This is a genomic window from Okeania sp., assembly GCF_983059655.1.
In genome coordinates this window covers 1-7,428 of sequence record NZ_CEZPJD010000384.1, presented here as the reverse complement: position 1 = coordinate 7,428, position 7,428 = coordinate 1, and the positions used below count along the sequence as shown (strand labels likewise).

The 7,428-nt window shown below is 35.1% G+C and carries 12 protein-coding genes and 2 pseudogenes; 2 read left to right on the top strand and 12 right to left on the bottom strand.

Translation table 11 applies throughout. The features are described 5' to 3' along the window. The 12 genes and pseudogenes from AC3DU7_RS19925 to AC3DU7_RS19870 all read right to left on the bottom strand — a co-directional run. A partial coding sequence (locus AC3DU7_RS19925) for a transglycosylase domain-containing protein (RefSeq protein ID WP_488041049.1) occupies positions 1-1,036 on the bottom strand: 1,036 nt, incomplete at its 3' end. 60 nt (positions 1,037-1,096) lie between these two features. Next, positions 1,097-1,438: a DUF5615 family PIN-like protein gene (locus tag AC3DU7_RS19920; RefSeq protein WP_287519526.1), complete on the bottom strand. Its 342-nt coding sequence runs from the start codon at positions 1,436-1,438 to the stop codon at positions 1,097-1,099. Positions 1,439-1,441: 3 nt separating this feature from the next. Beyond that, positions 1,442-1,768, bottom strand: a complete 327-nt coding sequence (locus AC3DU7_RS19915; protein ID WP_488041050.1) for a DUF433 domain-containing protein — start codon at positions 1,766-1,768, stop codon at positions 1,442-1,444. Positions 1,769-1,844: 76 nt separating this feature from the next. Further along, complete coding sequence (locus AC3DU7_RS19910; protein WP_488041048.1) at positions 1,845-2,420, bottom strand: Uma2 family endonuclease; 576 nt, start codon at positions 2,418-2,420, stop codon at positions 1,845-1,847. 205 nt (positions 2,421-2,625) lie between these two features. After that, positions 2,626-2,823 (bottom strand): hypothetical protein, encoded by a 198-nt coding sequence (locus tag AC3DU7_RS19905; protein WP_488041047.1) that lies wholly within the window; start codon positions 2,821-2,823, stop codon positions 2,626-2,628. Between the two features lie 171 nt (positions 2,824-2,994). Then, positions 2,995-3,141 carry a hypothetical protein gene (locus AC3DU7_RS19900; protein WP_488041046.1) on the bottom strand — a complete coding sequence of 49 codons (147 nt, stop codon included), beginning with the start codon at positions 3,139-3,141 and terminating at the stop codon, positions 2,995-2,997. Continuing rightward, entirely contained in the window at positions 3,142-3,327 is a 186-nt protein-coding gene (locus AC3DU7_RS19895) for a hypothetical protein (RefSeq protein ID WP_488041045.1), read from the bottom strand. It lies immediately after the preceding gene. 6 nt (positions 3,328-3,333) lie between these two features. Then, positions 3,334-3,492, bottom strand: a pseudogene (locus tag AC3DU7_RS19890) (type II toxin-antitoxin system VapC family toxin); the annotation flags it as partial. Positions 3,493-3,530: 38 nt separating this feature from the next. Further along, positions 3,531-3,692: a hypothetical protein gene (locus AC3DU7_RS19885; protein ID WP_488041044.1), complete on the bottom strand. Its 162-nt coding sequence runs from the start codon at positions 3,690-3,692 to the stop codon at positions 3,531-3,533. Positions 3,693-3,737: 45 nt separating this feature from the next. Continuing rightward, on the bottom strand, positions 3,738-3,971 hold the full coding sequence (locus AC3DU7_RS19880; RefSeq protein ID WP_488041043.1) for a hypothetical protein: 234 nt from the start codon (positions 3,969-3,971) through the stop codon (positions 3,738-3,740). A gap of 99 nt (positions 3,972-4,070) precedes the next feature. Continuing rightward, complete coding sequence (locus AC3DU7_RS19875) at positions 4,071-4,268, bottom strand: hypothetical protein (RefSeq protein WP_488041042.1); 198 nt, start codon at positions 4,266-4,268, stop codon at positions 4,071-4,073. After that, positions 4,265-4,471: pseudogene (locus AC3DU7_RS19870) on the bottom strand (BrnT family toxin); the annotation flags it as partial. The pseudogene AC3DU7_RS19870 and the gene AC3DU7_RS19875, both read right to left, overlap by 4 nt. Positions 4,472-4,958: 487 nt before the next feature. On the opposite strand from AC3DU7_RS19870, the gene AC3DU7_RS19865 reads away from it, so the two are divergent. Next, positions 4,959-6,308 (top strand): ABC transporter substrate-binding protein, encoded by a 1,350-nt coding sequence (locus tag AC3DU7_RS19865; protein ID WP_488041041.1) that lies wholly within the window; start codon positions 4,959-4,961, stop codon positions 6,306-6,308. A 792-nt stretch (positions 6,309-7,100) separates the two neighbouring features. Beyond that, the coding region (locus AC3DU7_RS19860) for a carbohydrate ABC transporter permease (protein WP_488041040.1) at positions 7,101-7,428 on the top strand (328 nt) is incomplete at its 3' end.

Here is a 7,428-nt window from a genome sequence, read left to right as displayed (position 1 = left end):
CATAAGCTAATACTTCTCCAGTCTGATTATTAATTACAATAGCAGCAGCATGATGTGCATTATAAGAGGTAAGATTTTGAATTACTTGTTGGACTTGGGTAGTAACAAATTGTTGTAAAGGTCGGTCAATAGTAGTACGAATAACTGTAGGAGTTGTTGTTGTAGAGAAGTTTTGATTTATGGCAGTAGATTGATTTTCAGATAACCAAAATAGAAAATGTGGTGCAGCAATAATACCTTGATTTTTTGGTTGTAGAGTGATTTTTTCTGCAAGTACTTTTTCAGCTTCAGCGCTGGTAATATAATTGTCTTCAACCATGCGCTTCAGAACGTATATTTGGCGTTGTTTGAGGAGACTCCAATTATAGTAAGGGTTGAGGTCAGTGGGGTCGTTTGGTAAGGCAGCAAGAATAGTAGCTTGGGCCAGGTTGAGGTCCGTAGCTGAGATGCCAAAATAAGCGCGGGATGCTGCTTCTACCCCATAGATGTTTCCTCCCATCGGTAAACGGTTGATATATGCTTGCAGGATTTGATTTTTGTTCATCCCTGCTGTGATGCGCCAAGATAGCCAAATTTCACGAACTTTGTTGCCGAAGGTGCGGGGTGTGGGTTCCAACATTCGGGCAAGTTGCATGGTGATAGTAGAAGCTCCACTAACTATTTGTTTAGCTTGGATAGCTTCGAGGAGCGATCGCCCTATTGCTTTCATGTCTAGAGCGCCATGTTGATAATATCTTTTGTCTTCTGCTGCGATGATGGCGTTGATAAATAGAGGTGAAATTTGCTCTAGGGGGACGACTACTGTATTTTCTTGGTCGCGGGTAAGAATAGTTCCGAGTGGCAAACCGTTGCGGTCGATAAATTCTAGGGTTTGTTGGTTTTGAGCTATGTCTTGAGGACGAATGGGGGCAAACAGAGGGAGCGATCTGACACTCAAGCACAATAGTACAAAGCTCAGAATAAATTTGTACTTGGGTTTGGCTTGCTGCCATTTTTGTTTAATATTTTTTGATATGTGTTTGGTGATTTTTATCATAAAAAGTCTTGAGCTAATAAAATCTTACTTTTGACTTTTGACTTCTGACTTCTGACTTCGTTAATGCTGTGGGCGTTTAACTCGAATCAATTGATCTGTTAATGTTTCTTGTGCAGAAATAGCATCATTAATTCTGTTAGCCATTCTTTCTCTGTCAAAATCATCTTTGCAAGCAATAATACCTCCATGATTTGATAAGGTACGATGCAGTCGAAAAAAATCAACTCTATTTAAGGTTAAAACTGCACGTTCATTTTGAGTAGCAAAAGCTAGTACCTCTAGATCGGGAATCTTTTGGTTAGCTAATCCTGCTTCTTGTACTGTGAGAACATCGTGACCAAAAGTTCTTAGTAATTCTACAACCCGTCTAGGAAACTGTTCGTCAGCATAGAGACGTACCATAGGTTAAATCTCCTCATTTTCTCGAATAGCTAACTCAATATCCTGAGAATATATCTCAGCATAAGTCCAAGCATTAACTAGATCCGCTGCTTGGAGACTGGGATAGTCTTGCAGCAATTCCGACTCACCGACACCCAAACGACGAGCATTAACTAATACCCAAACAGGTATACGAGTACCAGCAATACAGGCGTTACCACCACAAACACCGGGAGTTTTTTCAATACCAGACCAAGTATTAGCCAAACTTTGAGTTAAAAGCTGAATAGCTTGAAATTTTTCTGCTGGAGTTAGTGCCAAAAGTTGGGGTTCTAAATCTTTTAATTTCATAGTTGACTCTTGAGTATCTATTATAATTGGCAAGTTTTTTATCAAAGTTTTGATGTGGTAGAATCAGAAACAAAATCTACAGAGTTTCTCCAAAAGTGACATCTTCATACAAACTATCAATGCTAGTCCGAAAGTTAATACTTGCCAGGTGAATTTCACTGCCTTGAGTATAAGTGTGCAATACCCAAAGACCTTCAGCATTACGACGGAAACATTCTAAACGCTGGCGTTTTTGGTTAATCAAAACGTATTCTTGCAAAGTTGGTAATTGCTGATAGTTGGCAAATTTGTCACCGCGATCAAATGCTTCTGTGCTTTCTGATAAAACTTCCACTATTAAACAAGGATATTTTTTATGATTTGGCAAAGCTTTATCTCTGGTGTCGCAAGTTACCATAACGTCCGGATAGTAGAATGTATTGGTAGTTTCTATATGAGCTTTCATATCTGACATATAGACACGACAACCACTGCCTCGGAGATAATTTCTTAACAGTGCAAATAAGTTTCCAGCAATTGTCACATGGGCATCACTAGCACCTGCCATTGCGTATACTTGTCCATCAATATATTCGTGTTTGACGGGACTGAGTTCTTCTTCTGTGAGATATTCTTCAGGAGGAATATAGTTTGTGTTTTGCTTAGCAATCATGGTTTGGGAGATAGAGATATTAGAGTTGTCGCTAAATAGAGGGAAAAAAATCGCTCCAACCCAGACAGAGCAATTATTCCAAGGTTTTTTAGCTCTCAATAGCTACAATCCTTATAGAAGAAGGTTTTTGGGGATTTTTTAAGTTATAAAGCGACAAGTCTATTATATAGATTTCTGAACTTTGGGATGCTTTGGAAGAATTATTTTACTCGATAGTCATGTTTTTAAAATAATTTCTCAACCATTCATTGACTAAAATTTGTACGTCAATTTTTCTCTGTTCAGCAATTTTAGCGATCAATTGTTCGACATCTGGTTCGAGATAAATGGAGTAATGAAACTTGGCATCGGGATGGTAAAACTTGCTTTTTTCTGCTTGATAAAAGTCGTACTCTGATTTCATAATTGCCTCTTTCGCCTTCAAGTAATAACTTACAGCGCTTTTCATTTGAATAGACCACAAAATTATTTTTGGCGCTTAGAGTAGGGAGTAGGGAGTAGGGAGTAGGGGGTAGAAAAATGCTTTTGGGTTGCCCATACTAACTGTAGTCTATCCATGTGAAAAGCGCTATAATTAAACAATAGCTAAAACAGAATCTTGAACAACTTTTGGCAATTCAATTATTACAAAATAATCAACAGGATAAAGATAATCTTCTCCACTTTCATCTACTATTCTTAGAACGCCATCTTTTGTTGCATCTTCATCAGTTAAAACCACTTAAGTTTCAACTAAAGACTTGTTTTCTTGGCGAGTAGGTTTGATTGGTGTCGAAATGATTTGTCTGCCACTAGCAGCTTGTTTTTTTTCTAAATCTTCAACCATAGCGTGTAAATTATAATTAAAAGATTTAGCATATTCTTCTCGGTATTTATAAATTTCTGCTAATACTTCATCATGCCACATATTTATTTAATCTCCTATTAGCTCCAAAGGTGTACAAATAGTTGGTAAAGGATATCCAAATTCCAGACTAATTTGTCCTAATTTTTTCTGAATCTGGGCGTTAGCAATGTGCTTACAATTCCATGTTAACAGGTAATCTAAACCATAGAATGTAGCCAGGGCAATATTTCAACAATTAATAATTAATAATGAATAATTAATAATTACCTCTCTTTGATCTGAGAGATGTAAAGTGTGAACTGACTCCGGCATTTTTCCCACCAATCCATAGTAATTTGTCGATTAGCCATCAGGATTAAGTTATTACTCGATCTGAGAGTTAGATAGCCAATTATACTGGTTTCGATATATACAGTTTCAGTCACAAATTTTGTTCATCCATAATTATTCACTTTCTAATAATAACTTAATCAAACAATAGCTAAAACAGCATCTTGAACAATTTTTGGCAATTCAATTATTACAAAATAATCGGCAGGATAAAGATAATCTTCTCCACTTTCATCAACTATTCTTAAATCACCATCTTTTTTTGCCTCTTCATCAGTTAAAACCACATAAATTTTATGTAATCCCAAAGAAGCAGGATAATCTTTATTTTTAATACAAACTGCAAATTGAGCTTCATATTTCAGATTAATCATAGTTTTTAATCCAAATAAAATTTACGTTTAATTTCTTTTTTACCAATTACATTGATTTTGTCTCCATGAGGAATTAGTCTTGGGTAAAGAAGAATGATTTTACTCAGTAGTCATATTTTTAATATGATTTCTCAACCATTCATTGACTAAAATTTGTACGTCAATTTTTCTCTGTTCAGCAATTTTAGTGATAAATTGTTCGACATCTGGTTCGAGATAAATGGAGTAATTAAACTTAGCATCGGGATGGTAAAACTTGCTTTGTTGTGCTTGGGAAAAGTCGTATTCTGATTTCATAATTGCCTCTTTTGATAAACTTGAGTTTCAGTTAAGGTAGCTTTACGAGCTGAAATAATCCGAATTAGATAGGAGGATTTATTGATTTCTTTAAAGGTATGGATAACAACCCTTAAAATACCTGTTTCATCTAAGCCCATAGTAATCCATCTATCTTCATCTTGACTATGTTCTTCATCGTAGATTGTTAATTGATAAGGATCTTGGAAAACAGTTTATGCTAAACGAAAATTTAATTTATGTTTGCGAATATTTTGTTTTTCTTTGGCCGGATTCCAATCAAAGTTATAATCCAAAGCAATGTATCATTGTAAATGTAGGGGCGAATGGCATTGGCTAACGCCAAGCTCCGCTAACGCCCTCACTCAATTTAGTGTCCGTGCGTAACTCCTGTTCTAATAGAAAATATGGCTTTATTTACTACTGTCATTTTCCAAGAGCTTGTAGTTAGATAAATATAGTAAAAATTTATTTTTAGAGCATATCTGAAAAGTTGTTTTATACTGAATTTTGCCCCCCGAGCAAGCCAATTCTGGGGGGAACAAGAGTCAATTTGCTTTTAAAAGTCCCCCAAAATTGGGGGATTTAGGGGGCTTTGATGTAGCAAATGAGACTTCTCAGACAACCTCTTAGTCAACTCTATTTATTAAAAATTAGAAGTAATTGTTCATTCTTGAATCTACGAAAATAATGAAATATACTAAATTTTTAAACTCTACTCTAGAAAAACTAATACCAAAAATTCATGCCTGGTTAAAATCACTAAGAATTAGACTAAAAAAACAATTCCAAATAAGCATCTTAATTGTAGCAACTTTCTTGGTTATTTTATATAGCTCAATTTCACCTGCATTGACTCAGGAAAAACCTGTAACTATCCAAGTATTAATGTCAGCTACCACAGCTACTCAATTAGAACCAATTCAAACAGACTTTAACAAAAATCACCCAAATATTAACTTAGAAATTGTCAAAGCTCCTAACGATACTAATTTAGTAGAAGACCTTTATACTTCCTCTTTTTTACTAGGAGATTCACCCTATGACCTAGCTTATATGGATACAGTTTGGGTGCCAAAATTTGCTGCTGCTAACTGGTTACAAGACCTTTCTGAAAAAATTGATAAACAACAATTAAAAGAAACTTATGTGTCAGGAGATATAGAAGGAGGAACTTACAAAAATAAACTTTATTGGATGCCATTAGTCTCCAATGGAGGTATGCTTTATTATCGCACGGACTTATTAAAAAAAGGTGGATTTGAACCTCCCAATACCTTTGAGGAGCTAATCAAAATATCGCAAGAATTACAACAGCAAGGATTAGTTGAATGGGGATATATTTGGCAAGGTAAACAATATGAAGGTTTATCCGCAATGTTTATCGAAATCCTCAAAGGTTATGGAGGTTTTTGGGTTAATCCAGAAACAAATGAAGTAGGATTAGATAAACCAGAAGCTATAGAAGCAGTAGACTTTTTACGCACAACTATTACCGCTGGAATTTCTCCTCCTGGAGTAACTACTTATGCAGAAGAAGAAACCCGTCGTTTATTCCAAAGTGGTAAGACTGTTTTTCTGCGCAATTGGCCTTATGTATATCCATTAGCATCAAAATCAGAAATAGCTGAAAATTTTGCTATTAAACCAATGGTTCATGCTTCAGGAAAAGAAAGTGGAGCTTGCTCTGGTGGATGGGGATTAGGAATAGTTAAAAGTACAAAACATCCAGAGGAAGCATGGGAAGTTATTCAATACTTCAACAAACCAGAAGTTCAACGTAAGTTTATTTTAGCAACAGGTCTTGTTCCGGCGAGAAAATCACTTTTTAATGACAAGATTCTAGTAGAAGAATTTCCTTACTTACCAAACTTATTTCCAGTAGTTGAAAATTCTGTATTACGTCCTCCCATTCCTCAATATGCTCAAGCTTCAGATATTTTACAACGTTATCTTAGCGCTGCTTTAACTGGTTCCCGTACTCCAGAATTAGCAATGAAAGGTGCCGCTGCAGAAACTTGTGCTTTATTGGGAACTTGAAGAAGGAGTTATACCGTTTAACTAAAGTTAGAAGTTATATTTTATATCAAGTTGCAGTGATTAACCACAATATAAAAAGATGAAAAAGATGACATACTCCTCAAGAGTCATCTTAAGATGACTTAAACTATTAGCCAAGGATTTCAATCCTTGGCGAGCCATGTCATTTTATACCATTTTGAAAAAATAATGTTACGAATAATAAGCACTATAAAAAGACTTTCAGATAAAGTATGTTTGACGAAAAAGGTGATTTGCAATATCAAAAATGGTATTAAATATATTCATTCTGCATTCTAAATTCTAAATTCTGTTTGCGGAGCATGACAAACGGAAATTATAATAAATACCCTAACTATAGCAATATGATTTGAGTTGTGAGATATTGAAAATTTTTAGGGAACAGGGAACACCGGAGCTGGGAACAGAGAAGAGGAAAAAAACGTATCATATGAATATAATAATCGCTATATTCTACACTTTTAAGGAACACCTCAATTCTCACAACTCATTCCTGATTGCTATATTTGTAGCAAACATTTATCAATTTGGTATTAGCGAGCCATGTCATCCGCCAAGAAATTTATTTTTTGGCTCACAGCAAAAGTCATCTTAAGATGACTAAAGATAGCTAATTTATTATTGCTAATTAATGAGACTTGATATATAGCACTACAAGAATTGGGCGCGGACATTTTTCAATGCTAAAACCCTTTTACATTTTGCTATTCCCTGTTCCCTGTTCCCTGTTCCCTGTTCCCTATTCCCTATTCCCTAGCGACATAGAAATTAATGACAATAAACACAATTGAAAAAAGAGAAAAATTAACAGGATTGCTCTTGATTTTACCAGCTATTCTAATATTACTATTCGTATTCGTTTATCCCATTGGCAGAGCTTTTTGGTTAAGTCTATTTACAGAAAATTTAGGTACGGAATTAAAACCTATTTTTTCCGGCTTAACCAACTACAATCGAATGTTAACTGATGGTCGTTTTTGGCAAAGTTTATGGAACACTACAATATTTACAACCATCTCCATTTTTCTAGAATTAATATTAGGAATGAGTATCGCTCTTATCTTAGATAAATCATTCCGAGGACGAGGTTTTGTTCGTA